This window comes from Terrihalobacillus insolitus (assembly GCF_028416575.1).
GTDB classification, from domain to species: Bacteria; Bacillota; Bacilli; order Bacillales; family Amphibacillaceae; genus Terrihalobacillus; species Terrihalobacillus insolitus.
In genome coordinates, this window is record NZ_JAMQKB010000031.1 from 1 (window position 1) to 25,602 (window position 25,602).

Below are 25,602 nucleotides of genomic sequence, written 5' to 3' on the forward strand. Positions count from 1 at the left end.
GACATATGTAACGGCTATCTTGTTTTTATAGACTCGATTAGAGAAGTACGTTTTTGTGCCCATCGCCATTCTCCTTTCCCTTCATAATTAAATTTTATCAGAACAAATGTTCTAAGTCAAGAAATTTTATCTCCTCCGGAGGGGCGATTCATCCCCCACTTATTATTGGTGTTACCCACCCACCTTCATATAATGGAAGTGGGGGGTCTTCTCGCCCGTGAAAAGATAAACGGTTTTATTATTAAGTCATCAGGATTAGTCCACATAGTTAATGCCCTCTTTAAAGACCAACAACTTAATAACAAGTAAAAAAGTGTTGAAAAAAGAAGGCGCCAGGATTGAATGATACGCAAAATGAGCACCATAAAAACTAAGGTTAAAGCAACTTTTCTTACATAAACGAGATCCCTGATGAGAACGCGTTGAATTCATTTCCACCCTTCTTTGCGTCCTCATAGCCTTATGACTTACTCTAAATGGGATTTTATTACATCTATACATAAATCATTGACAATATTCATATTAATTGGAATAATGTAAATATTATACCGACATTCGTATTAAGTGGTTATAATTACTGTTTTACCTCGAATAACTCTTTTTCTAATTACTTACAATTTGACTAAATTGACAACGCTTCCATAAAGGTGGTTCTCCTCATGCTTTGGGTTATTTTAATATCTGCTATCACTATTTTATCCGTCTATTTTGGATTAAACAAAAAAAGACCTATTTTATTTACATTGCCTTTTGCCGCTATTTTTCTATTTTTGCTTGTAAAAATCATGTTGGTTCCAATACCTTTTTGGGATACAGTTCGCTTTATTTTTGATTTACGGGGATAAAATCCAAGTTGTTCAATGGAAGCACGTACTTTGAAAGGGGGTGATTATGTGCGAAAAATAGACAAAAAAGAAGCGGATGCGTATTTCCGTGCAAGGGTAATCCTGATCACTAGTTGTTTAGCAATCGGATTCATTGTTTCCTATCTCGTTGTTTTCTTGGCCGAATCGCTGCTAAATTTCTCCTTTAATGGCTTTCCGCTTTCCTACTACATGGGAGCGCAAGGAGCAGTTATCACATTTATTTTACTCCTTTTTGCTAATGCCATTATAAGCGATAAACTAGATGCAAAGTTTGGTTTAGCTAAAAAAACAAACCAAGAAATGGACACAGGAAACACACTTAATCAGTAGAATTTCTTTTCAAAACAGAGGGGGGTACTAATGGATACACAATTTCTTGTTTCCCTTGCCTTAATTGTTGCAACTTTCGGCTTATATATAGGTATAGCCATTTTTAACAAGGCAAAGGAAACATCAGACTTCTACGTAGCAAATCGAAGTGTATCATCTGTCTATAATGGAATGGCAATCGGTGCTGACTGGATGAGCGCTGCATCCTTCATTGGAATGGCTGGTACCATTATGATTCTCGGATATGATGGTCTGGCTTACATTATGGGTTGGACTGGTGGATATTTACTTTTAACCTTTTTAATTGCACCACAGCTTCGTAAATATGGACGTTATACAGTTCCTGAATTTATCGGTGACCGTTATCAAAGCGATGTAGCGCGATTAATTGCAGCATTGGCCACGATCATAATTAGTTTCACCTATTCAATTGGACAATTATCAGGCTCTGGAGTCGTTATCGGACGCTTACTTGAGGTCAACACAGCTACAGGCACGATGATAGGTGTTGTACTCATTGCCTTTTATTCTGCACTCGGCGGAATGAAAGGGATAACATGGACTCAAGTTGCCCAATACGTTATTTTAATTACTGCATATCTTATTCCCGTCATTTTCATGTCTTTGCAACTTACAAATAACCCGATCCCTTGGTTATCATACGGAGAGATAGTCGGCCAGCTGCAAGACCTTGACAAACAGCTTGGCGTATCGGAGTATGTAGTTCCATTTACTGAAGCAACAAAATGGCAGTTTCTAGCACTTTTATTTACATTAATGGCTGGCACAGCAGGACTTCCACATGTTATTGGTCGTTTCTTTACTGTTCCTACCATGAAGGCTGCCCGTTGGAGTGGTGCATGGGCATTACTTTTCATCGGCCTTCTCTATTTATCAGCACCTGCTTATGCAGCGTTTTCTCGTTTCATTTTAATGACAAAGGTTGCAGGCTCTTCCATCAACAATTTGCCTGCTTGGACGTCTTCATGGGTAGATACAGGTCAATTATCAGTTGCAGATCAAAATGGAGACGGGATTTTGCAATGGACCGAGCTTATTATTAGCAAGGATATAGTCGTAATGGCAACACCTGAAATTGCTGATTTAGGCATATTTGTTATTGGGCTCATGGCAGCTGGTGCAATGGCAGCAGCACTATCAACTGCTGGAGGATTAATGATTTCTATCTCTGCAGCACTTTCACACGACATTTATTTCCGTTCCATTAACCCTAATGCAAGTGATAAAAAACGTTTATCTGTAGGAAGATGGTCCATCATTATCGCTACCGTTGTTGCAGGACTAGTAGCATTAAACCCACCTGGCGCTATCACACAAATTGTTGCATGGGCCTTTGCGCTAGCATCAGGTTCGTTCTTCCCCGCACTTGTATTAGGGGTATGGTGGAAGCGTTCAAATGGGCCAGGAGTAATAGCTGGGATGCTAACTGGATTAACGGTAACACTAGCATACATTTTTGCCGCAAAATACGGTGGGTTTACCATCCTAGGCATTATTGATACAGGAGCTGGTGTGTTCGGTGCCACTTCTGCCATTATCACAAACATTATTGTTTCTCTAGCAACTCAAGCACCACCGCAAAAAATTCAAGATGAAGTAATAGACCTCCGTTATCCAGAACAAATAACGTATAAAAACGGCGAGGTTTGGATTGACGAATCAAAGAACGCATAGGTATTTTTGCCGAAAAGGGTGAATCGATCGTTTGATGGATTCATCCTTTTTAGTTGCGAAACACATACAGCTGCCACATATGGTAGAATATAGTTGGAGTGGAATATTCGAACTACTTCAAAGGAGATGAGAGCAGTGAAAGAGGAAATCATAAAACGCTTCACTACATATGTAAAAGTGGATACACAATCGGACGAGAATAATGAAAATTGCCCATCCACATCAGGTCAAATTACACTGGCAAAAATGCTAGTAGAGGAACTAAAGCAAATAGGAATGGAAGACGTTACAATTGACGATAACGGCTATGTGATGGCTACCCTTCCTGCTAATACGAAAAAGCAGGTACCAACGATTGGCTTTTTGGCGCACGTTGACACAGCTTCCGATTTTACTGGTGCCAATGTGAATCCTCAACTAGTAGCAGACTATGATGGAGGCGATATTGTACTAAATAATGATCTAAACGTGGTGTTGTCACCAAAGGAATTTCCTGAATTGCCAAGGTATAAGGGACATACGCTTGTTACTACTGACGGAACTACCCTGCTTGGTGCAGACAATAAAGCCGGAATTGCTGAAATCATGACTGCAATGGCTTATCTAATCAACCATCCAGAAATCAAACACGGAAGAATTAGAGTCGCCTTTACACCTGATGAAGAAATCGGTCGGGGACCACATAAATTTGATGTAGATCAGTTCAATGCCTCCTATGCATATACGGTTGACGGTGGTCCACTAGGTGAACTTCAATTTGAAAGCTTTAATGCAGCTGCAGCTAAAATAACTTTTAAAGGAAACAACGTCCACCCTGGTACCGCAAAAGATAAAATGATAAACTCAACAAAGCTTGCAATGGAATTCCACAGCCATCTGCCAAAAGAAGAGGCGCCAGAGTACACAGAAAACTATCAAGGCTTCTATCACCTTCTCTCTTTTCAGGGTGATGTAGAAGAAACAAAGCTTCATTACATTATTAGAGACCATGACCGCGACATTTTTAATAGCAGAAAAGAGAAAATAGAACAAATTGTCGCTGATTTAAGAGGAAAGTATGGGCAAGACAGCATTTATTTCGAAATGACAGATCAATACTATAATATGGGTGAAAAAATTAAGCCTGTTAAAGAAATTGTAGATCTTGCGCATCAAGCAATGGAAAATGTAAATATTAAACCGCTTGTAAAGCCAATTCGCGGTGGTACCGACGGATCACAGCTATCCTATATGGGATTACCTACTCCAAATATTTTCACTGGTGGAGAAAATTATCATGGAAAATTTGAATACATATCCCTCGACAACATGGAAAAAGCAGTTAATGTGATCATCGAGATTATTCGATTATTTGAAGATAGAGCTACTGATTAAAATTCTATGTGGACTGAGATACCGCTATTTTCAGTAAATGGCCATGGAAATACGATAACAAAACAGCACTTGCCTAGTTAACAAGTGCTGTATCTTTGTTCATTTAAACCAAATAGATCCTTGTGCTAATCCTGACTCCTAAACACATTGGACAAATCAATACTTAAATCCGCAAATGTCCATACAGGCAGTGTATTATCTTTAAAATACGTTGCCTCATGTTTATATCGATCTTCATTCAACAAGTACACTTCAACAGTCTCATGTACGGGATCTACTATCCAGTATTCTTTAATGCCCGCTGTTTGATATCTATTATACTTTACCATTCTATCTTTTTTTGCGGTTGAAGGGGAAAGAACCTCCACCACTAAATCTGGTGAACCAATAATTCGTTTCTCATTAATTTTGTTACTGTCACAAACAACTACTAAGTCTGGTTGTACCCATTCCTCCACTTTGTTCAAATCTTCCCTTTCATCTGAAAGACAAACATCAATAGGAGATACAAAAACGCGACAGTTTTCCCCCCTGAGATACAAGCCGAAATCAACAGACAGTTGGGTTACAACATCTTGATGTTTAGGAGAAGGGGATGGTGACATGTTATAAATTTTACCAGCGATAACTTCATATCTTACATCTTCATCAAGCCTTAAATACTCGTAATAATTAAAGGCCTTTGTCTCATCTGCTAAACCCACCGAATCACCATCCTTGTAAACGGATAATCTCCCTTCATTATACCATGAAGGCGTTTCATTTCACCGATAAGTTGAAAGTAGTATTTGTGCACTTAGCTAGTCTGAGAGTTCAGCAAAGATACGGATATCAAGTTGATAAATGTCTAGTATAGCTTAGCCCGGGATGAAACAACCATCTGGGCCGCACACTAATCCTTGATTTCGCTGTTGCTCTTCTTGCTGTTTTTCCTTTGCTAATTGTCCTTTTTGCCAGTCAAAGTCTATTTCTGATCCGAATTTCTCTGGGTAGCGGATATACCAGCGTTGCTTACGGATCGTAAAGTTGTCAGGATCGAGTAAGATGGCATCATCCAATTCCTTTAAAGCTTCCTCGTTTTTTCCATGCTTTGCATACTCCATGCCTAGTTTGAATTTCGTTTGAGCAAGTTGGAGCTGAAGATCTGACTCAGCACTCCTTACTGGCGCATCATCAAATTCAACCTTTTCTACTTCTTTATTTATTAGCTGCTCCACCGCTTTTACATGGTCAGAATTATCTACCTTGAATCCTTCCTTAATCATGCGAATCGTTCCATTTTCATCAACAAAAATTCCATTAGGTACGACTTTAAAGCGAAACATATTGACGAGCTTATTATCGGTATCGACAACCGTTGGAAATGTTGTTCCCTCTACATATGGTTTCACCACATCAGGGCCTTGCCCATCAACAGCAACGGAAAGGATTTCAAAGTTCTTGTCTTTATTTTGTTCATAAATCTTCTGCCAACCTGGCAGCTGCTCACGACAACGTCACCAAGACGCCCACATAAAAATTAACGTATTCTTACCAAGTAAATCATGAATGGAAACTTCCTTTCCATCCAAACTCTCTAATGTTACATCATCCATTTTTTCAAGTAACAAAATAATTCCTCCTTTTATTATATTCTTATTCAATCATCATTCATTTCTTTCATTAATCTTGCATTTGTATCAATCCATGAACAATCTCTGGCATTTCTTCTTCCGTAATTGTCCGGAAATCAATACATACTCGTTCATCTTGAATTCGTGAAATGATTGGTGGTGTATGTGCTCGAAGCTTTGCTGCCACTTCATGCGCAGATAGCTGTTCGTGCACGATTGTTGCGATAAAAGTAGGTAGCTCCAAACCAGGCATTGTTCCTCCACCTACTTGTGAAGTACTCTCTTCTACATGCACACGGAAAATAGCTGTATTTGAGCAAAGGACTTGTTGGAAATCGAAAGCTTGTTGTTTTATTTCTTCCAATGTGCGGGTAATGTCTCTAATCGTAGGTATCTGTTCTACAGATCGCTCCGACAGGTATGACTTTAGCGTTTCCTCCAGTGCGGCAAACGTCATTTTATCGACACGCAGTACCCTTGCCAACTGATGCTTTTTTAATTTATTGATGATTTCCTTCTTTCCAACAATGATACCAGCCTGTGGTCCACCTAGCAATTTATCACCACTAAAGGAAACTAGATCCACTCCTTGATCGATCACGTTTTTCACAACTGGCTCATCACCAATTCCTCTCTGTTCAAAATCAAAGAGAGAGCCACTTCCTAAGTCTTCGTAAAATAAAAAATGTTGCTGATTTTTTTTTAACGCAACGAGTTCCTCCGTTGATACAGACTCCGTGAAGCCAATCGTCTTAAAATTACTCGTATGCACCTTCATGATCATGGCGGTACTCTCTGTTATTGCATTTTCGTAATCATATACGTGTGTTTTATTCGTTGTCCCGACTTCTATAAGTTGAGCACCACTTTCCTCCATAATCGATGAAATTCGGAAGGAACCGCCAATTTCTACAAGCTGACCGCGTGATACAATTACCTCTTGGGTGTTAGCAAGTGCGCGCAGTATGAGAAAAACGGCAGCTGCATTATTATTTACGACCATTGCTGCCTCTGCACCTGTTACTTGTTTTAACAGGTCTTCAATAATATCATGACGTGATCCTCGTTTTCCCTCCTTTATTTGGTATTCCAAATTAGAGTAGTTCCTTGCAACATCTGTAACATGTTGGATCGCTTGCTCACTTAAGCGCGCCCTGCCAAGATTAGTATGTAACACCGTTCCTGTTCCATTAATAACCCGAGTTAAGCGCTCTCTTTTCCATTGAATTACCCTTTTTTCTAAATCTTCAAATACCCAGTCTGTTATTTTAGCAGTGGATAACTCTACAGACGAACGTCCTTTTAACATTTGTTCTCGAACGTCACGAACACCTTGCTGGATAAATTTCGTCATCTGCTCTCTCGTAAGCTCATACAAATTTAAATACGTTTCAAACCGCTCATCTTTTTGTATTTCATGAACGGGCGGCAGCAATCGTAAATATTCTTTCATTTCTTGTCCTCCATCATACAAGCATTAACCTACCACTAGGGAAAAACTACTCTTCCTTACCTATATTATCCCTGGTTTTCCATTAGCCTCACGATTTCTTCCACTTTAGGATACTGACGCGACTCGAGCTTTGAATGAAGCTGATTTCCGTTTACGGTAACCTCAAATGCACCACCAGAGCTTGGAATAAGCTCCATTACAGAAATTTCGGATCGAAAATGAGTAAATAGCTGCTCCGCAAAACTTGCGGCCTTTGGTGCATAATTTCATTGCATGCAAAATTCAACCGAAACCTTATAATCCATTCCTCTCATCCCTCCTCATTCGTGTCATAGTATATTTTGTAATCAGCATCTTGTAAAAAGCTTTGTACTGCTGATCCTCCCCTAGTTTTATTACACATCATTCCTCACTATTTATTCTCCATTTTCGCTTATCTTCTAGACGAGTGGTCCACTTTAATTGATCTAATAATTCCAGAAACGGAATCAAAAATTTTCTCGACACATTTAGTACATCCTTAGCTTCCTTCAGCCCAAACGTTTCTCCTGTTTGTTTTCTAAGTTTTGCTAAAGCTGCTTCAAATGATGTACGGTGAACAAGCATATCATCTGTTAACCGATAAGCTTGATCTGATTGAACAAGATAAGTGGCAAGCTCAGCCCCTTCATTTTTGGATAGTGGGGTAGCCGCTACATATTCCTCCCACTTTTTCACCTCGACGTTGTCTGCTTGAAGTTGATCGATTATTTCCTCCATACGTGCTTTCCATCTTTTAGGCAAGTGTGGGGTAAAAGTTGATATAGCAATGAATTGGTCTGTTTTTTGGATATCTTCGTCTTGCATCAACTTAGTTATGCCAAACTCAACAAAAGACTTAGGATATAGTCCACTAAAAAATTGAACCAGTTCCGCTTTCGGCATACCAAGTCTCATAGGGAAATCATTATGATAGCCTTCAAGTTGATCGATTACTCCATCCTTCAGTTTCAAAAATATTTTCGTTAATCCGTACTTTTGGTTCGACACCTTAATTATGTTTCCATCTGCTATCTCTTTTTCGATCGTTTCCTTCAACTCGTTTTCATCCAATGATGTGAGTTGAATGAGTTCCTTTTCATCCAGTAAAAGATGTTTTGCGAGCACATCATCGATTAAATCCTTTGGTGTGCCCTCTTGTTTTTTACGTAGCATTTGAATCGTTTCGGCACCAAAACGATATTTACCGCCCTTTGGCTGGATGATCCAACCACCTCCAAGCGTTTCAACAGGGGTCGGGCGCCGTAAAATGAATCTGTCTCCACGACGAACGACCACATTCTCATCCAAGCGAATTTGGCACAGCACCTCATCACTTTCCTGCTGTACTTCATTTCGATCAAAAAAAACAATTTTCCCCATTACCTCAGACGTACCCACGTGTATTTTTACTGGTGCACGTTGTTTAATAGGAATGGTCAATTCATCCACAAATTGCAATACAACATCAACTGTATCTGTCACTAGAAAATGATCCGACGAAACGAGCACGTTCCCTCTACTCACCTCGTCACGATCAACACCACTTAGATTAATTGCTGTCCTTTGCCCTGCTCGAGCCTGATCCTGATCCTGATGATGCACTTGGATTTGTCTTGCTTTCACCTTTTTCCCTTTTGGAAGCAACGTTAATTGACTTCCTTTTTGTATTATTCCTTCATAGATCGTTCCTCTTACCACCGTTCCTTGCCCCTGAACAGAAAACACCTGATCTATCGGTAATCGAAATGATCCATATGCATCTCGGTGATCGACCTCTGTTAATGCATCCCGTATCGTTTGCTTCAACATACTTATTCCATTTCCTGATAGACTATCTACATATACAAACGGTGCATTACTGAAAATGGTCCCAGCTAAACCGTCTTTAACATCTTCTGCAACCAGCTCCAACATTTCTTCATCAACACGATCCATCTTTGAAATGGCTACAATACAATGCTGAATACCAAGAAATTCTAATATCTCTACATGTTCTCTCGTTTGGGGCATAACCCCTTCGTCTGCAGCAATGACAAGTACGACTAAATCGATCCCTGCAACACCTGCGATCATCTGTCGAATAAAGCGTTCATGTCCAGGTACATCCACAATAGAGATATGGGTTCCATCCTCTGTTCGTAAAGGAGCATAACCTAGTTCTATGGAGATACTGCGTTCTTTTTCTTCCTTTAGACGATCCGTATCAATATTCGTTAATGCTTTCGTCAGTGTCGTTTTTCCATGATCAATATGTCCAGCCATACCAATCGTGTAATACACGTCATCCATTGCCGTTACCCGCTTTCTAATTTGTTGGTACTTCCACTTTAATCTTTTCTAGTGGCGTGTTTCAAGTTTCCCGTTTTGCCCAATATAAAAAAGTGGCTCATCGGTTTGAAAACGGATGAACCACTCATTCTTGTTGATTAATTAGCCTTTGGTCTAATCTTCTCGACTACTTTTCTCTTCAGCAATTCCAAACTGTACTTTGGGATCATTAGACATCTCAATGTCTATCCCTGTCCTGTCTGTTGTTTTTGCATATGCAGGGGTTTGTGGAAGCTTCGTCTGATTTCTGCCTTTCTTATTTCGGTGCTCATCTCTTCCCATCTTATTACCCACCTCTTTTCCCTCTTATGATTCTTAGTATGATTTAAATCAGTTTGTAACATGTGTCGTCATGAAAAAAATTTTTTAAGACGGATTGTTTTCATTTAATATGGTTGGTATAACTTCTTTGTCTTGCATATCACATGTTACATCTTGTACAATAAACTTTGTGATAAATGAAGGAAACCATCTGTTCAAACTTAATCATATGTAATGGGGTTGGATGGGTGACTGGTGTCCCCCTGGGTCTTCAAAACCCTGAGGGAGGCGCGTGCCGTCTCCGGTGGGTTCGATTCCCACACAGTCCCGCCATATCACCATTTCAAATGTATTGGGTATCCCTAACACATGAGGAAGAATGCCACCTATTCACTACCAAGGTGCCGATTAGGTGTCGTACCTTATTCATCCGTAATGATTTAGTGACATGACTGTAAATATCTGTCGTAGTGCCAGTTTTTGAGTGAACCAGCCGCTCAGCGACCACTTTTGGGTGAACCCTTTTACCCACTTAATTCTTCAATGGTTTCTTTCATACTGGAAACAGGTGGGTCGGGCAAAACTTCAGCTCCCTTCCAACCGCTTCTATAACTATTGATCACGCCATCAAAATCAAAAACTATCGTCCGTTTATTTTTGCCCATGCCCTTGTCTCCTTTTCATCATTTGAAATAACCCTTCTATAGGATAAACCAGAAGGAATCACGGTATCCAATTATCACTTCCCACTATAAAATAGGAATGATAAAATAAAGAAATAACTTAACCTTTAATGGAGGTGGATTTTCAATGAATCTCTATCGTAAGGAAGAAGCTTCTGTCGATGAATATTATACTATCCGTGAAAGCAGTGAAGAACATTTGGAATATATTGATGGATTGATTTTCATGTCTCCATCACCTTCAACCAAGCATCAGAGAATTGTTGGAAGACTCTACACCAAGATGGCATTGTTTTTTGAAGGGAGGTCCTGTGAAGTACTTCCAGGTCCTTATGATATTGAATTGAAAAATGACTCTACGATTGAAACGAATGTCGTCATTCCTGATATAAGTGTCATCTGTGACAAGAGTGGTTTTACTGAAAAAAGATATGTGGGTGTTCCAAGTTTGATCGTTGAGATTCTTAGTCCCTCCAACCAGTCCCACGACTTGATTACAAAGCTAAATTTATATATGGATTATGGAGTGAATGAATATTGGATTATTAATCCGATGCTCGATATGATTACGATCTACTCTTTAAATGATGAAGTTGCTTATATTCAACATGATGCCAACCGTAATAAAGGCCATGTGACATCTGCGCTTTTTCCTAGGTTAAAGATTGATTTAGAGGGATTGTTTGTCAAAAACAATTAATCCAGCATTCCTTTTTTGCTAACTTTCTTTTTTGTAATCACCTTTTATTCTTGTATTCATTAAAATCCATTCTTACACTTCCCTCCTATTCTTGTTTTATTGTTCCCAACAAGCAAGTTCTATTCCCTCCTTTTTTCTTTACAAAAATCTCATATAGTGCGTGTTTAAACCAAACCTCATTTAGTCAGAATTGAACTGGCAGAGATGAGATGATTACTTATGTTGGTTATAAAGCAAATTAATATTTCAAAAAGGCTATTGACCCCTCATAACTTTCTCCTAATTTGAAAAAAATACAAAAGCAAGTTAAGTGACAAACTCATTTGAATTCGTGATAATTGATGGGGAATCGGATTTAAAGATTGGCAACTAGCCATAGCAAAATACTAAAGGATGATACGGAATGAAGGTCGTTCTAGCAACACCTAATTTTCACCAACCGCGTGGGAATACCGTGACTGTTCAGCGGATTGCGGATAATCTGGAACATCTAGGTGTGCAAACAGATATTGTTTCTACTACTGAAAGAGATTCCACTGCTACTTTTCCAGACGCAGATATTGTACACGGCTTTCACGCTTATCGTTTTTATACGTTCATGAAACAATTAGGGATGACACTAGATCCCTATATGATTACACTAACTGGGACTGATTTAAATCACGATTTGTTTGATGAAAAAAGACGGGGTGACGTCCTCGCTTGTTTAAATGGTGCAGAGGCTGTCCATGCATTTGACGAAAAAGCAAAGGAGATACTCTTGCAGGAAGCACCCAAAATAAAGGACAAAACATACGTTATCGCGCAAGGAAACAGTGATTTCCCAAAAGTTAAGCCGCCTATCGAAAAAGAGGAGAACACTTTTTTATTTGTTTTACCCGCGGGTATTCGAAAAGTAAAAAATGTCCCTAGCGCGATCAATATGCTACGTGTTCTCCACGACAAATATGTTCATGTTCGACTTTGGTTAGTAGGTCCTATACTCGAAGAAGAAGAAGGAGATATTGTTAAAGAACTCGTAGACCAGCATGCTGATTGGGTTCAATACCTCGGACAGGTGCCTCATTCTGAAATGGGCGCCATTTATGAACGGGCTGATGTTGTCTTAAACACCTCACATTCTGAGGGACAGTCCTCCGCTCTACTCGAGGCCATGGGCTATGGCATTCCTGTCCTCGTTTCAGACAATCAAGGTAATCGAAATATTGTCACACATCAGGAGACTGGTTTCGTTTACGATACACCAAACCAATTTCTTGAATTAGCAGAACAAATCATGAATAATGATAAATTACAACAGGATATAGGTGTATCAGCAAAACAATACACGACCAAAAATCATTCTGGTGTTTATGAAGCAGAAGCACTATTTCGAATATATCGTAGCATTTTGCACATCTAATGATCTGAAATGCCTACTAAAAAATAATACTGGGAGTGAAAAGAATGTCTAGAGAAGAAGTCGTAAAGTTAACGTCGCTTTCTAGTAAAGGTGGCTGAGGATGCAAAATTGGTCCTGAAGACCTGGCGCAGGTACTGCGTCATTTACCAAAATCTGTCCCTGACCCTAATTTGCTTGTTGGCTTAGAAACATCTGATGATGCAGGTGTCTACAAAATTAATGATGATACAGCACTCGTTCAAACATTAGATTACTTCACACCGATAGTGAATGATCCTTACATGTTTGGTCAAATTGCCGCAGCAAATGCTTTGAGTGACGTTTATGCAATGGGTGGTAAACCCATTACAGTCATGAACATTGTTGGTTTCCCTATTAATACACTGGATAAAAGTGTTCTCGCTGACATACTTGCCGGTTCCTCTGACAAGGTAAACGAATCTGGAGCTGTGTTAGTTGGTGGACATTCCATCGATGACCAAGAACCAAAATTTGGTTTGTCTGTAACTGGTACTGTTCATCCAGATAAAATTCGATCAAACGCTGGTGCAAAACCAGGCGACAAACTAATAATAACCAAACCAATCGGTGTTGGAATCCTTACCACAGCAATAAAGAATGATTTGCTCGACAAAGAAGCACTAGAGGAAGTCACGAGCGTGATGGCAACACTGAACAAGCACGCTGCTGAAGCAATGGAAAACTATACGGTAAATGCGTGCACAGATATTACTGGCTTTGGACTTCTCGGACATACACTTGAGATCGCAACTGGAAGCAACGTTGGGATTACGATATCACATAAAACCGTTCCGATCTTATCCAAGACGAAAGAGCTTGCCGAACAAAATGTTATCCCAGGTGGTACACGAAAAAATCATCAATGGTTATCTGGAAGTATAGATTATGACAGCAGCATTACTGAAATCGAGCAACTTATCCTCTGTGATGCCGTCACTTCTGGTGGATTGCTTATTTCTGTCCCAGAGGCTGAAGCAGACGCACTCCAACGTGATATGCAACAAAACGGTGTAGCATCCTCCATTATCGGGAGTGTAACAAGCGAAAATGCAGGGCGGATCACAGTCGTAAAATAAGGACAAAAGTGCGTTCTTTCTTTACGACTCCATACTATTAGTGCGTGTTCAAAAAGTCGCCGAAGATACGCAGCTTATCATTTGGTGACTTATTGAACAACTTCTATTAGAAAGGAATTGGATTCATGAAGGTACTTGTGACAGGTGGTGCTGGCTTTATCGGCAAACACGTCGTAACGGAATTGCTAAACAAGGATTACGCCGTCTCCATAATAGATAAACGTTACAGCTCATGTTTCAAAAATCAACCTAGTCTATCTTTTTATCAGGAGGATGTGACGACCAGTGTCGATTGGATATTCGAGAAAGAAAAGCCTGACTATGTCTTCCACCTGGCAGCACAGGTTGATGTCCATCAATCTGCTGTCGACCCTAATCTGGACGCAAATACGAACATTTTAGGTACGATAAATTTGTTAGAAAGCTGCAGAAAACATCAAGTTAAGAAATTTATTTTTTCTTCCTCTGCAGCAGTTTATGGCGAGCCATCTTACTTAGGAATTGACGAGAACCACCCGACAAATCCAATTTCTTTCTATGGGATATCAAAACTTACCGCAGAATCCTATATAAGAGCTTTTGCATCTATGTATGAGCTTAACTATTCGATCTTAAGATATTCCAATGTGTATGGGCATCGTCTAGAAAAGCAAGAAGGCGAAACAAATGTTGTTTCCATTTTTCTTCAACGAATGATGAAAAATACGCCTCCTATATTTTACGGTGATGGCAACCAAACGAGAGACTTTATACATGTAAAAGATGTTGCAGCTGCAAACCTAGCCACTATAAAAAAAGGCGATAATCAAACGTTTAACATAAGTACGAATACCCAAACAAGTTTACATCAGCTTGTCTGGGTATTAAATGACTTTTTAGGAAAACAACTGCAGCCGATCTATTACCCTAGACGAATGGGTGACATTCAGCAAAGTTATATGGATAACACCAAGGCTCTAACGGAACTTAATTGGAACGTAAACTTTCCTTTTGAAAAGGGAATCCAATTTACTATTGAGTACAGTAAAGAGAATGCAGATATAAAAAACAAATGAGGTGAGTGAGAATGAAAAAATGGTTGATGGTAATTTTAACAATAAGTTTTGTATTCCTTCTTTCCGCTTGCGGAACACAAGAGGAAGATGCACAGAACGCAGGGCAATCCGACGAGGAAAATCAATCGGATGAGGCAAATAAAGCAAAACAAGAAACCTTTACGATTGGCGTTATCCCTGCACAAACAGAAGGCACGATGGAAGGTGCAATGGATAAACTGCAATCCACGCTTAACGATGCATTGGATCAATCTGTTTCTATTGAAGTTTACCCAGATTACAATGGCGTTGTGGAAGCAATGAACTATGACAAAATTGACATGGCTTATTTCGGTCCTTTAACATACGTCATTGCACAAGAAAAAAGCGGCGCAAAAGCTATTATTACACAATTAATTGATGGAGAACCTTTTTATAACTCCTACATTATTACAAATGTAGATAATCCCTGGAATTCACTAGAAGATCTATTGCAGAACCCAGGTGAAATTGATTTTGCCTTTGGTGACCCAAATTCCACTTCTGGTTCCTTAATTCCTTCAATAGAGTTAAAGGATCGAGGCGTATATACATCAGATGATGATTACCAATTTAACTCTGTTCGGTTTACAGGTTCCCATGACGCAACTGCTTTATCCGTCCAAAACAAACAAGTGGACGCTGGGGCTATCGACAGTGCAATCTACAATCAATTAGTAGAATCAGGAAAAGTAGACGGCGAACAAATTAAAACGATTTGGAAATCCGAAAAACTCTTCCAATACCCTTGGGCTGTTCACAAGAATACAGATGAGGAAACAATTCAAAAGTTACAAAAAGCATTCTTAGCGATTGATGATCAAGAAATCTTGGATGCTTTTGGGGCAACAGGCTTTACAGAAGCAAGCAGTGATGATTACGAAAGTATTAGGCAAGCTGCCATTAAACAGGGAATCATTAAAGAATAGAGCTGATTATGGTGTGGTTTAAAAGGCGAAATCTTATTACATTTATTCTTCTAACGTTTTTTGTATACATTAGCATGAGATTAACAGAATTCGATCTAACAAAATTTAAAGACTTTAGAAATATGATTGACTTCTTGTCTCAATGGTTTCCAATGGACTATTCCAAGCTACCAGCTATGCTTCAAGATACGTTAGAGACGTTAGCTATGGCTTTTCTCGGCAGTATTCTTGGATTACTCATTGCCCTGCCTTTCAGTTTCGCCGCAGCACGTAACACTGCACCATCAAAGCTACTATTTCATTCAACAAGGATCGGGTTAAGCCTTGTTCGTTCAATACCAGAAATTGTATTTGGGTTAATTCTATTAACAACGCTCGGTCTTGGACCATTTCCAGCAGTTCTAGCTATCATGTTTCATAATGTTGGGGTATTAGGTAAATTAGTTTCTGAATTAATTGAGGCGGCTGACAGAGGGCCACAGGAAGCAATGAAGGCAGTTGGCGCGAAAAATTGGATTGCTTACCTTTTTAGTGTACTGCCACAAATTTGGCCGAATGTGCTGTCCCATTATTTTTATCGTTTTGAAGTAGCAATACGGACCTCCTTAATTCTAGGCTTTATTGGAGGTGGCGGGATTGGCCAGCGCTTATTTAACGATTTTAAGACATTCCAATACTCTTCCGTTTCACTTGATGTATTCATCATCATGCTAATGGTTATTGCGGTTGACTTCTTTGGAAGCTATGTGCGAAATAGGGTTATATAGGAGGCGTATGTTTCATATGATTGAGCTTAAACATTTATCCGTTCGCTACCCAAGAACAGTTCAAGACGCGCTTTCTGATGTTTCAGTCTCCTTCCAAAAAGGAGAATTTGTTTGTATCCTTGGGAAAAGTGGGGCTGGAAAATCGACGTTTATCCGATGTTTAAATAGACTTCAAAAGCCGACAAGTGGAGAAGTCTTTTTAGACGGATTACCAATAATGGATAAGAATGAGTTTGAAATACGACAGGTTAGGCGGGAGATGGGGATGATCTTTCAACATTTTAACCTGATCCCTCGTATGAGTGTTCTACAGAATGTCTTAACTGGCACGTTTGGCTATCGACATTCCTTAAGAAACTTGGTTGGTTTATTTACCGCTAAAGAGTTAGAATCAGCCAAACAAGTAATTGATGATGTTGGCTTATCTGAGATGTTGCATCGCAGAGTAGAAAATTTAAGTGGTGGACAGAAGCAAAGAGTGGGAATTGCTCGTGCTTTAGTACAACAACCAAGGATCTTACTCGGTGACGAACCAGTTGCAAGTCTTGATCCTGGAACAGCAAACCACATTTTTACCCTATTGAAGGATTTACACGATCGGCTCGGGTTATTAACTGTTATCAATGTCCATGACATAAATCTTGCTAAACGCTACGCATCACGGATTATCGCATTAAAAGAAGGACATTTGATTTTTGACGGAATCCCCGAAAATTTTACGGAAAACGAATTCCATGAAACATACGAATCAAAGCCCAAAAGCGTACTATTTCATTAAAACTCAAAACTGTGCCGCCACGACCTGCTTGCGACGCACAGAACGTGCTAGTGTCGACGTTGCCACAGGACGTGGCGATATTAGCGACCTTCTGATTTGTCGGCTTTTTGAACACGCATTTAAACAACAAATTATTTTGGAGGTGAACGAAAATGATCAAAAGTCCATGAGTGGTCGACTGCACAAGGGTCGTGTACGACTCCGACGATTCAGCTGTCGTTACTTCCATCTCACGGTCAAGAGAAAAGACCGTGGTACTCACATTTGACGATGGCCCAAGTAAAGTATTACCAAAATTATTAGACATTTTGAAAGCAGAGCAAGTACCAGCTATGTTCTTTTGGCAATCAAGACTCCTTTACCCTGAACGACCTTGGAAAAGAGTGCTTGAGGATGGCCATTTGATCGGGACACATACAACAAAGCATCTTAACTTAGTAAAACTTTCATATGAAGAACAGTATCGAGAAATACAGCGTAGTAAAGAAAAGATCGAGACAATTACAGGCAATAAGGTGCACTATTTCCGTCCACCGTTCGGCCAGTATAATTCCGACACAATTCAAGCCGCCAAAGATCTAGATGTTACCCCTGTAATGTGGAGAATTGCTTCCATTGATTGGGAACTAAAGGATAATCCACAACAAATTGTGGACAATGTAGTCGAAAATTTAGAGGATGGAGCCGTTATTCTTCTCCACGAACTACAACAGACAGTTGCAGTTTTACCTGAGTTGATTCAAGCTATCAAAGAAAAGGGCTACCGACTTTCTCTTCTAGAGGACGCTTAAAAACGGTGCATCTTCCTTAGCCAACAACTTTTGTCACTACTAGCTTGGCTTTTGTTAAATCGACTTAGGCGAACAACAGTAAAACGAGGATCCACCAAGAAAATGGGAGGATCCTCGTTTTTTTACTACCATTCCGCTTTATTATAAAGGTGCCCTGTTGACTGATAATAGAATTTGTACATTTTCTACTTGTTTTAAGATTGGGCGAATTCTTTTACCTGTTCTTCTGGTATAAAGCCAACGGAACGGTTCACTTCTTCTCCACCGTCTTTCACCAAAATCATCGTCGGGATACTTTGCACCCCGAATTGCTGTGCCATATCGGATGATTGATCCACATCTACATAATAAAAATCAACAGTATCCAGCTGTTCTGCCACGCTTGAGACCACCGGCCTCAACATACGACAGCTCGGTCACCAATCCGCACCAAATTCAAGTACCAAAGGTTTTGTCATATTTTTTGTAAGTTCAGCGTATTCTGCACTTGTAATTGTTTTTGCCACTTTATAAAACCTCCTTATTATTTTGCACTATTATTGTTCCCTATCTTTCCCTATCTAGTTTAATATTTAACCATCCTTAAAATCAATTTTTTAGTTTATGATCATAATGAAGTACTCTTCCTTATGCGTCACAACCTCTTGAAATAAGGGATCACCGCATGCCCTGCAACCAACGAAGCAATTTCTCTTGCTTTTCCCACAGATGTTGAGTGTCCGCAACATAGATCTCAGCCTCTCTCGTATCCCCCAGTGTAAAGCTAAACGGAATCTGTCTTGGCAGTCTTTTTCTTTTTACTAAATAGTCCACAACATGCGGATTTCTTTGTTGCGCATGTCTAAACAATGCTTTCAGCTTTTCAGAAAAACCATTTAGTAAATACTCCATTAAAACACTATTAAATGTGCCCCGAGCTGTGAAATCATCGGGATAACGATCTAATAGCTCCTTTGCTTTCTGGTATTCACCTAGCTCCACTTGCAATTGAAAAAGCAAATCCCTTATTCCTTGATTATCATTTTCATTAAGATCCAGCAATTCTTCATACTGTTGTATCGCTTCTTTCTTTTTCCCAACTATGCTAAGTGTTTGAGCATAGTTGGCTTTTGCCCTCATGTATGGTCGCGTCTCGATTAGACCCCAAAACATCCCCTTATTTTCTTTAAAAAAAGATGCACCAAGTGCTTTTTCACCTAATTCCATTCCGTTTTTAAAATGTTGCAATGCTTTTAAAGGATTTGAATCTTCTTCACCAAGAATATTATATGCATCAACACAGTGAGCATCTAGATCCAACGCTCGTTTAGCTAGCTTGACCCTTTTTGCTCCACTATCTGTCTCATATGCATCATATATGAGCTCTTGCGCTTGATCTTGAGTGGACAAGCTTCGTTTCGGCTGTTCGTTTGGGTTATTTACCATGTTATCTAGATACGCATTCATTTCGTTTAGTGAATCAAAATCTTGTCCTTCAATAGCCTTTGTTGCTTCGCGCATCATTCTCTCCATGCCCATTCTGTCAAAAGGAAAAGAGCCATCTATCTCATCATCAAACGGCCCATCCTCGAGCATCTCATCCATTAGCTCCTCAATTTCTTCACCTAAGACTTCCTCTATTTGTCGATATGCCTTTGAAACGGAAGCTGGGGTAACTCCATATATTTCTGCTAATTCTTTTTGTGTATAGTATCCCAATCCAGGGATATTTGAATCAATGAAATAGTGTAAAGCTGCTGCGTGTACTTGTGGTTTACGGATGGTTGGTTGTTCCATTTCACAGTATGTATTCCAAAGTAATGAGCCTGTTTCCTTTAACCCTGGATAGTAATCCGCTAATTCATCTACTTTTTTCTCATACAACATCGAAACCATTTCATAAATAGGATTATCCCACTCTAACTCCAGAAGTCCTAAACTATCTTCCGCTAGAATCAAAAATTTAACAATGTTGTGAAATTCTTGAATCATGAAATCAACAGGATCATCATGTTCGGATTGTGTAAAGGCGTCCGATAGAAGCATACCTGCGTTGTCTGCTTCATCCGCTGGGAGATCAAGAAAAAAGAAAAAATACGTATAATAGGATCCGTATGGAAGTAAAAATCCTAAAAGCATGCTCCCTATCTCTAATTCTTGATCCATTTCTCGCATCTTCACCCTTTTCGGCTCCCTAGTGAAGAAGTCCTCTACCTCTAACCAATTATCATCCTCTATGCTTGTAACAATAGATAAACTTGGGCTTGTCCCTATCCATTTCTCTAATTGCTTTAATGTAGATGGGCGAACATTCCCTTTTTGTTTATTTTCATGAACAAACTCTTCAACAAGTGTCTGGTTCGCAATCGATTCGAATGATTCCTGAAAAATAATCCAGAACAAAAGAACAACAGAAAGAATCTCTTCTTCTTCCTTCTCAACAGCAGAGTCTCCTATCAATTCTTCTATCTTGTTATCAATTCCTATTTCACTTCTCGCTTCAGAGGAGAAAAAGAGTTGCTGTTGAAGTTGATCTAATTCATTTCCAATGACGTTCTCTAACGAAACAACGTTACTCATACAACACTTCTTGTATTTCTTACCACTTCCACATGGACAAGGATCGTTTCTACCAACACTCACTTATATCTTCCTCCCTCTATATAATTAAAATATCTTCAAAATGCTCTTGTTTTCTTATAATTTCTCAAACAACTTTCACTCGTTTATTCCTTATATATCCTATCTTGTAGCAAAATCTTGGTTTCTGTCAAGAAGATAGCGCTGGTGCTGGGCGTGACGAAACGGTCAATAGTTATCTACAGCTACACCAATTATATACTTTCTTATCTTAAAATAACCCCCCTTGAAAAGCTATGTCTCAAGGGGGGGTTTGTACTATTTAAAATAATCTGTTACGGCGCCTTTGGAGGAACAAGATACATTGTATGCGTACTTTCCTAAAACTCCTTTTGAATAAAGTGGCGGTGCCGTCCAGTTCTTACGGCGCTCTTCCAATTCCTGTTCTGGCACGTCCATCGTTATTTCTTGCAAGTCGGAGTCGATCGTTACCATATCTCCTTCCTGTAACAAAGCAATTGGTCCTCCTACCTGAGCTTCTGGCGCAATATGACCAACCACAAGCCCGTGGGTCCCACCTGAGAACCGTCCATCCGTTAGTAAGGCAACCTTCTCACCAAGTCCTTTCCCGACTAAAATAGCGGAAATAGAAAGCATCTCTGGCATCCCTGGTCCGCCTTTAGGGCCTTCATAACGAATGACCAATACATCACCTTCATTTATCTCGTTTTGTATAACAGCTTCCGTTGCCTCTTCTTCGGTATCATATACCCTTGCAGGACCAGTGTGCCGTTTTACTTTTACACCCGATACCTTGGCAACTGCACCACTTGGAGCTAAATTACCCTTTAAAATAACAAGTGGACCATTTTCACGATATGGTTTTTCCAACGGCAAAATAACTTTTTGACCTTCTTCTAAAGAAGCAGCCTCCTGTAGGTTTTCAGCCAATGTTTTTCCTGTAACGGTTAAACAATCACCGTGAAGATATCCGGCTTCATATAGCATTTTCATTACTGCCGGAACACCGCCTACTTTATGTAGATCCTGCATGACATATTTACCACTTGGTTTTAAGTCTGCAATATGCGGCACTTTTTTCTGAATCCGATCAAAGTCATCAATCGTTACTTCCACTCCAATTGAATGTGCGATAGCCAACAGGTGAAGGACAGCATTAGTAGAACCACCTAGAGCCATTACAACCGTAATCGCATTCTCAAATGCTTTTTTCGTCATAATATCTTCTGGGTAGATTCCTTTTTCTAGTAGATGATAAACAGCTTCCCCAGCTTTTCGACAATCCTCTAATTTATTATTTGACTCAGCAGGGTTGGATGAACTTCCAGGTAAACTCATGCCGAGTGCTTCAACAGCTGAAGCCATTGTATTTGCTGTATACATACCACCACATGAACCTGCTCCAGGGCAAGCATGACACTCAATGCCGTGCAATTCTTGATCACTTATGTCACCGTTATTGTGTTTTCCTACTCCTTCAAACACAGAGACGATATCTAACTTTTCTCCATTATGAAAGCCAGGTGATATCGTTCCACCGTAGACAAAGACAGCTGGTACTTCGGAACGTGCGATCGCAATCATACAACCAGGGATATTTTTATCACAACCGCCAATTGCCACATATGCATCTAGATTCTCCGCACCAACGACGGTTTCAATTGAATCCGCTATAACATCGCGGCTTGGTAGTGAAAAACGCATTCCTTCCGTACCCATTGAAATGCCGTCAGACACCGTAATCGTATTAAAAATGAGTGGCACTCCCCCTGCAGCCTGTGCCCCCTGTTTAGCGCTTCTAGCCAATTCATCTATGTGCATATTACATGGCGTCACTTCACTCCACGTGCTCGCCACACCAATCATCGGTTTTTTGAAATCCTCATCTGTCACCCCTACCGCGCGAAGCATCGCCCTGTTCGGTGCTCTTTTCATATCATCAAATACTTTACTTCGTATACGCAAATCCTTGTCCATTTTTTCTCCTCCAATTTCTTTCTTTTCTATCCACTATAAAGGGTATTTCAGAATTGTTCAATTATTTTTATTTGAAATGGATACAAAGATGAAGCATATTGTGTGACGTCCATGATGAGAAAAAATTTTTATAACCCTCTTCCCAAACAAAATAAGATGGTATATAGTATTAACTGTATTACATATAATAATACAGTTAATACAGTGTAACGAAATGGGGGGACAGCGATGTTTGATCTCGATTTAAGAAGTAGAAAGCCTATTTATGAGCAGCTCGTGGATAAGCTAAAAGCACTAATTATCAACGAAGTGCTACAGCAAGATGAGAAACTTCCCTCTGTTCGAACGCTAGCACAACAAATAACGGTAAATCCAAACACGATCCAAAAAGCCTATCGAGAGCTTGAAACACAAGGATTCATTTATTCCATTAAAGGAAAAGGTAGTTTTGTCAGTCCTACAGCAATATCAGAGAATAAGGAAGAGTTAACAAAAATGAAAGAATCGCTTAAACAGCTTATTGCCGAAGCATTATTTCTAGGAATAAAAGCGGATGCTATACACGCACTTGTCGATGAAGCTACGGATGTCGTTAACAGGAGGAATGAGAAATGATCCGTATAACGGAATTAAGTAAAAGCTTTGATGATGAAAAGGTGTTAGACAACATATCACTTCAAATAAAAAAAGGATCGATATATGGGTTACTTGGCTCTAATGGGGCAGGAAAAACGACACTATTAAAAACGATCGCAGGCATCATAAAGCAGAACCATGGCGAGGTTCTAGTAAATGAAGAGAGAATATTCGAGAACACGGAAATGAAGAACCGCTTAATATTTATTCCGGACAACCCGTATTTCTTTTCTCATTATACTGTTCTACAAATGGCAAACTTTTATCAAGATATTTATTCAACTTGGAACCAAGATCGCTTTGTGAAGTTACAGAGCATGATCAAATTCGATGTCAATAAGAAAATACACCGTTTCTCAAAGGGCATGCAAAGACAGGTTGCTTTCTGGTTAGCATTGTGCGCCATGCCAGATATTCTCATCTTAGATGAGCCTTTTGATGGATTAGATCCTGTTATTCGCCAAAAAGTGAAAAATCTAGTGATTCAGGATGTCGCAGAACGTGAAATGACGGTCATTATTTCTTCCCACAATTTAAGGGAAGTAGAAGATTTATGTGATTATATCGGCATTCTTCACAACGGAATATTCGTCTTAGAAAAAGAGCTAGACGATTTAAAATCTGATATCCATAAGGTTCAAATTGCATTTAAAGACGGGGCTCCAACCTCTTTATTTGATCAATTAGATATCTTACACAAGGAAAAGCGGGGTAGTGTCCTACTATGTATTGTAAGGGGTAAAGAGGAGCAAGTAATCCAGGTGATCAAACAGCATAAACCAATCCTATATGATTTACTGCCACTTACTTTAGAAGAAATATTTATTTATGAAATGGGAGGTGTTGGGTATGCCGTTGAGAACATCTTGGTATAAACGTGAGCTTGGAAAACAAAGCCTTCGCAACGTTGGATGGATTGGGATCATCTATTTTATTGGATTATTCCTTGCTCTACCTTTGGACATTTTTATGCGTGCTTCCAATGATGATCAAGTTTATTACAATGACCAAGTACCACCTCTATTTGAACTTAATTTTGAAATACAATTTTTAGCAATGGTGATCATCCCTGTCTTACTTGCTGTTTTCTTATTTCGTTATGTGCAAGTAAAGGGCGCTGCGGATTTCGTGCATAGTCTCCCAATAAAAAGAACGACTATCTTCAACCATTATGTACTAATAGGGCTTTCTTTACTTATTATACCTGTCTTATTGATTGCTATCCTTTTATTATCGCTAGATTTAGTAATCGATATCGATCAATACGCCGACATTTCCAGTCTCTGGAGTTGGATTGGAATAACGATTGTGGTCAATTCACTCATTTTCTTTGCTGGTGTATTCGTAGGAATGGTAACAGGAATATCAGCTGTACAAGGTGTTTTAACATACATTTTATTATTATTTCCTGCTGGCATTTTTGTATTAGCCCTTTTTAACTTAAACATTCTCTATTATGGATTCCCTGAAAATTACTTTTATGCTAATAACTTATATCAGTATTCACCTCTCACCGAGATGGTAAACATGGAATTAGGACTCGTAAAGGGGATTCTCTATGCTGTCTTGTCAGTCGCTTTATACTTCTTTTCCTTACAGATTTATCGAATAAGGAATGTAGAAGCTGCCACTCAAACACTCGTATTTCTTAAGCTAAGACCGATCTTTAAATTCGGTGTAACCGCCTGTATGATGCTGCTTGGCGGATTATATTTTGGCACAATGCCAGGAAACCTTTCCTGGACCATGGCTGGATACGTAATCGGATCCATTATTGGTTATCTACTTGCAGAAATGATCCTACAGAAAACATGGAGAGTATTCTCGAATTTAAAAGGATACCTATACTACGTTGCCATTACAGCCTTGATTATGCTTGTTTTGTCACTTGACCCTACTGGATATGAAAACAGAGTTCCTGACACCAGCGAGGTGGAGCGTGTGTATTTTGGCGATATACCTAATTATTATGAAGATGCTGACGGAAATCCGATAAATGAAATAGGTTACTTAACAGATCCTAAGAATATTGAAGCTGTAAGACGATTACACCAACAATTAATTCAATCCAAGCAGATGACAACTTCAAATGACAACACGTATCGACCAATCTATTTAACATATAACCCGAGTTTGGCGTTAAATTTTTCCAATTGCAGTCGTATCAAGGGTTAGAGGCATGTAGAAAAAAGCTTGTTGTCACTACATGCTCTTTTTTAGTTTTTCCACTATTTTTTTAATGCTTGTT

General features: G+C 39.4%; 24 protein-coding genes, 1 tRNA gene and 1 pseudogene. 16 read left to right on the forward strand and 10 right to left on the reverse strand.

The features are described 5' to 3' along the window. Positions 1–659 precede the first annotated feature (659 nt). From NC797_RS16635 to pepT, 4 genes are all read left to right on the forward strand, one after another. Positions 660–845: a hypothetical protein gene (locus NC797_RS16635; RefSeq protein ID WP_272437941.1), complete on the forward strand. Its 186-nt coding sequence runs from the start codon at positions 660–662 to the stop codon at positions 843–845. 48 nt (positions 846–893) lie between these two features. Beyond that, entirely contained in the window at positions 894–1,196 is a 303-nt protein-coding gene (locus tag NC797_RS16640) for a DUF4212 domain-containing protein (RefSeq protein ID WP_272437942.1), read from the forward strand. Positions 1,197–1,226: 30 nt separating this feature from the next. Next, entirely contained in the window at positions 1,227–2,891 is a 1,665-nt protein-coding gene (locus tag NC797_RS16645; protein WP_272437943.1) for a sodium:solute symporter family protein, read from the forward strand. Positions 2,892–3,026: 135 nt separating this feature from the next. Next, a complete protein-coding gene (pepT, locus tag NC797_RS16650) occupies positions 3,027–4,265 on the forward strand; it encodes a peptidase T (protein ID WP_272437944.1) in 1,239 nt (412 codons plus the stop codon). A 125-nt stretch (positions 4,266–4,390) separates the two neighbouring features. On the opposite strand, the gene NC797_RS16655 is transcribed toward pepT, so the two are convergent. The 6 genes and pseudogenes from NC797_RS16655 to NC797_RS16675 form a co-directional block, all read right to left on the reverse strand. After that, complete coding sequence (locus NC797_RS16655; protein WP_272437945.1) at positions 4,391–4,969, reverse strand: Uma2 family endonuclease; 579 nt, start codon at positions 4,967–4,969, stop codon at positions 4,391–4,393. A gap of 153 nt (positions 4,970–5,122) precedes the next feature. After that, the gene (locus tag NC797_RS16660; RefSeq protein ID WP_272437965.1) at positions 5,123–5,746 is read right to left on the reverse strand and encodes a thioredoxin family protein; all 624 of its coding nucleotides are present in this window, start codon (positions 5,744–5,746) and stop codon (positions 5,123–5,125) included. 181 nt (positions 5,747–5,927) lie between these two features. Then, positions 5,928–7,331, reverse strand: a complete 1,404-nt coding sequence (gene selA, locus NC797_RS16665) for an L-seryl-tRNA(Sec) selenium transferase (RefSeq protein ID WP_272437946.1) — start codon at positions 7,329–7,331, stop codon at positions 5,928–5,930. Positions 7,332–7,396: 65 nt separating this feature from the next. Next, a pseudogene (locus tag NC797_RS18470) lies at positions 7,397–7,585 on the reverse strand (Rdx family protein); the annotation flags it as partial. 148 nt (positions 7,586–7,733) lie between these two features. After that, positions 7,734–9,641, reverse strand: a complete 1,908-nt coding sequence (selB, locus tag NC797_RS16670; protein ID WP_272437947.1) for a selenocysteine-specific translation elongation factor — start codon at positions 9,639–9,641, stop codon at positions 7,734–7,736. Between the two features lie 153 nt (positions 9,642–9,794). Further along, entirely contained in the window at positions 9,795–9,962 is a 168-nt protein-coding gene (locus NC797_RS16675; protein ID WP_272437948.1) for a YfhD family protein, read from the reverse strand. A 215-nt stretch (positions 9,963–10,177) separates the two neighbouring features. On the opposite strand from NC797_RS16675, the gene NC797_RS16680 reads away from it, so the two are divergent. After that, positions 10,178–10,274, forward strand: a tRNA-Sec gene (locus NC797_RS16680). Between the two features lie 191 nt (positions 10,275–10,465). Here the strand turns inward: NC797_RS16680 and NC797_RS16685 are convergent. Then, positions 10,466–10,606: a hypothetical protein gene (locus tag NC797_RS16685; protein ID WP_272437949.1), complete on the reverse strand. Its 141-nt coding sequence runs from the start codon at positions 10,604–10,606 to the stop codon at positions 10,466–10,468. 145 nt (positions 10,607–10,751) lie between these two features. Between NC797_RS16685 and NC797_RS16690 the strand changes: the two genes are divergently transcribed. The 8 genes from NC797_RS16690 (at position 10,752) to NC797_RS16725 (ending at position 18,161) form a co-directional block, all read left to right on the forward strand. Beyond that, positions 10,752–11,324, forward strand: a complete 573-nt coding sequence (locus NC797_RS16690; protein ID WP_272437951.1) for a Uma2 family endonuclease — start codon at positions 10,752–10,754, stop codon at positions 11,322–11,324. A 403-nt stretch (positions 11,325–11,727) separates the two neighbouring features. Then, positions 11,728–12,726 carry a glycosyltransferase gene (locus NC797_RS16695; protein WP_272437952.1) on the forward strand — a complete coding sequence of 333 codons (999 nt, stop codon included), beginning with the start codon at positions 11,728–11,730 and terminating at the stop codon, positions 12,724–12,726. Between the two features lie 44 nt (positions 12,727–12,770). Next, positions 12,771–13,823 carry a selenide, water dikinase SelD gene (gene selD, locus NC797_RS16700; RefSeq protein WP_272437953.1) on the forward strand — a complete coding sequence of 351 codons (1,053 nt, stop codon included), beginning with the start codon at positions 12,771–12,773 and terminating at the stop codon, positions 13,821–13,823. Positions 13,824–13,948: 125 nt separating this feature from the next. Beyond that, entirely contained in the window at positions 13,949–14,878 is a 930-nt protein-coding gene (locus NC797_RS16705; RefSeq protein WP_272437954.1) for an NAD-dependent epimerase/dehydratase family protein, read from the forward strand. A gap of 11 nt (positions 14,879–14,889) precedes the next feature. Next, positions 14,890–15,825 (forward strand): phosphate/phosphite/phosphonate ABC transporter substrate-binding protein, encoded by a 936-nt coding sequence (phnD, locus tag NC797_RS16710; RefSeq protein ID WP_272437955.1) that lies wholly within the window; start codon positions 14,890–14,892, stop codon positions 15,823–15,825. Between the two features lie 11 nt (positions 15,826–15,836). Continuing rightward, complete coding sequence (phnE, locus tag NC797_RS16715; RefSeq protein WP_272437966.1) at positions 15,837–16,592, forward strand: phosphonate ABC transporter, permease protein PhnE; 756 nt, start codon at positions 15,837–15,839, stop codon at positions 16,590–16,592. Positions 16,593–16,608: 16 nt separating this feature from the next. Then, positions 16,609–17,370, forward strand: a complete 762-nt coding sequence (gene phnC / locus NC797_RS16720) for a phosphonate ABC transporter ATP-binding protein (protein ID WP_272437956.1) — start codon at positions 16,609–16,611, stop codon at positions 17,368–17,370. A gap of 191 nt (positions 17,371–17,561) precedes the next feature. Next, positions 17,562–18,161 carry a polysaccharide deacetylase family protein gene (locus tag NC797_RS16725; RefSeq protein ID WP_334313226.1) on the forward strand — a complete coding sequence of 200 codons (600 nt, stop codon included), beginning with the start codon at positions 17,562–17,564 and terminating at the stop codon, positions 18,159–18,161. A gap of 194 nt (positions 18,162–18,355) precedes the next feature. On the opposite strand, the gene NC797_RS16730 is transcribed toward NC797_RS16725, so the two are convergent. The 3 genes from NC797_RS16730 to ilvD all read right to left on the reverse strand — a co-directional run bounded on the left by NC797_RS16730 (position 18,356) and on the right by ilvD (position 22,718). Beyond that, a complete protein-coding gene (locus tag NC797_RS16730) occupies positions 18,356–18,565 on the reverse strand; it encodes a thioredoxin family protein (RefSeq protein ID WP_272437958.1) in 210 nt (69 codons plus the stop codon). A 253-nt stretch (positions 18,566–18,818) separates the two neighbouring features. Next, positions 18,819–20,783: an SEC-C metal-binding domain-containing protein gene (locus NC797_RS16735; protein ID WP_272437959.1), complete on the reverse strand. Its 1,965-nt coding sequence runs from the start codon at positions 20,781–20,783 to the stop codon at positions 18,819–18,821. A gap of 255 nt (positions 20,784–21,038) precedes the next feature. Further along, positions 21,039–22,718 (reverse strand): dihydroxy-acid dehydratase, encoded by a 1,680-nt coding sequence (ilvD, locus tag NC797_RS16740; protein WP_272437960.1) that lies wholly within the window; start codon positions 22,716–22,718, stop codon positions 21,039–21,041. A gap of 228 nt (positions 22,719–22,946) precedes the next feature. On the opposite strand from ilvD, the gene NC797_RS16745 reads away from it, so the two are divergent. The 3 genes from NC797_RS16745 to NC797_RS16755 are packed head-to-tail and all read left to right on the forward strand — an operon-like array spanning position 22,947 to position 25,529. Further along, positions 22,947–23,333, forward strand: coding sequence for a GntR family transcriptional regulator (locus NC797_RS16745; RefSeq protein WP_272437961.1), 387 nt, complete (start codon positions 22,947–22,949; stop codon positions 23,331–23,333). Then, positions 23,330–24,229, forward strand: a complete 900-nt coding sequence (locus NC797_RS16750) for an ABC transporter ATP-binding protein (RefSeq protein WP_272437962.1) — start codon at positions 23,330–23,332, stop codon at positions 24,227–24,229. Before NC797_RS16745 ends, NC797_RS16750 begins: the two co-directional genes overlap by 4 nt. Then, the gene (locus tag NC797_RS16755) at positions 24,204–25,529 is read left to right on the forward strand and encodes a hypothetical protein (RefSeq protein ID WP_272437964.1); all 1,326 of its coding nucleotides are present in this window, start codon (positions 24,204–24,206) and stop codon (positions 25,527–25,529) included. The genes NC797_RS16750 and NC797_RS16755 overlap by 26 nt, the downstream gene beginning before the upstream one ends. Positions 25,530–25,602: the final 73 nt, after the last annotated feature.

Excerpts from the sequence above, each read along its gene's own strand:
- NC797_RS16635 (WP_272437941.1), top strand. The coding sequence starts at position 660 with ATGCTTTGGGTTATTTTAATATCTGCTATCACTATTTTATCCGTCTAT.
- NC797_RS16645 (WP_272437943.1), top strand. The coding sequence starts at position 1,227 with ATGGATACACAATTTCTTGTTTCCCTTGCCTTAATTGTTGCAACTTTC.
- selA (WP_272437946.1), bottom strand. The coding sequence starts at position 7,331 with ATGAAAGAATATTTACGATTGCTGCCGCCCGTTCATGAAATACAAAAA.
- selB (WP_272437947.1), bottom strand. The coding sequence starts at position 9,641 with ATGGATGACGTGTATTACACGATTGGTATGGCTGGACATATTGATCAT.
- NC797_RS16675 (WP_272437948.1), bottom strand. The coding sequence starts at position 9,962 with ATGGGAAGAGATGAGCACCGAAATAAGAAAGGCAGAAATCAGACGAAG.
- NC797_RS16685 (WP_272437949.1), bottom strand. The coding sequence starts at position 10,606 with ATGGGCAAAAATAAACGGACGATAGTTTTTGATTTTGATGGCGTGATC.
- NC797_RS16690 (WP_272437951.1), top strand. The coding sequence starts at position 10,752 with ATGAATCTCTATCGTAAGGAAGAAGCTTCTGTCGATGAATATTATACT.
- NC797_RS16695 (WP_272437952.1), top strand. The coding sequence starts at position 11,728 with ATGAAGGTCGTTCTAGCAACACCTAATTTTCACCAACCGCGTGGGAAT.
- NC797_RS16705 (WP_272437954.1), top strand. The coding sequence starts at position 13,949 with ATGAAGGTACTTGTGACAGGTGGTGCTGGCTTTATCGGCAAACACGTC.
- phnD (WP_272437955.1), top strand. The coding sequence starts at position 14,890 with ATGAAAAAATGGTTGATGGTAATTTTAACAATAAGTTTTGTATTCCTT.
- phnC (WP_272437956.1), top strand. The coding sequence starts at position 16,609 with ATGATTGAGCTTAAACATTTATCCGTTCGCTACCCAAGAACAGTTCAA.
- NC797_RS16730 (WP_272437958.1), bottom strand. The coding sequence starts at position 18,565 with ATGTTGAGGCCGGTGGTCTCAAGCGTGGCAGAACAGCTGGATACTGTT.
- ilvD (WP_272437960.1), bottom strand. The coding sequence starts at position 22,718 with ATGGACAAGGATTTGCGTATACGAAGTAAAGTATTTGATGATATGAAA.
- NC797_RS16745 (WP_272437961.1), top strand. The coding sequence starts at position 22,947 with ATGTTTGATCTCGATTTAAGAAGTAGAAAGCCTATTTATGAGCAGCTC.
- NC797_RS16750 (WP_272437962.1), top strand. The coding sequence starts at position 23,330 with ATGATCCGTATAACGGAATTAAGTAAAAGCTTTGATGATGAAAAGGTG.
- NC797_RS16755 (WP_272437964.1), top strand. The coding sequence starts at position 24,204 with ATGCCGTTGAGAACATCTTGGTATAAACGTGAGCTTGGAAAACAAAGC.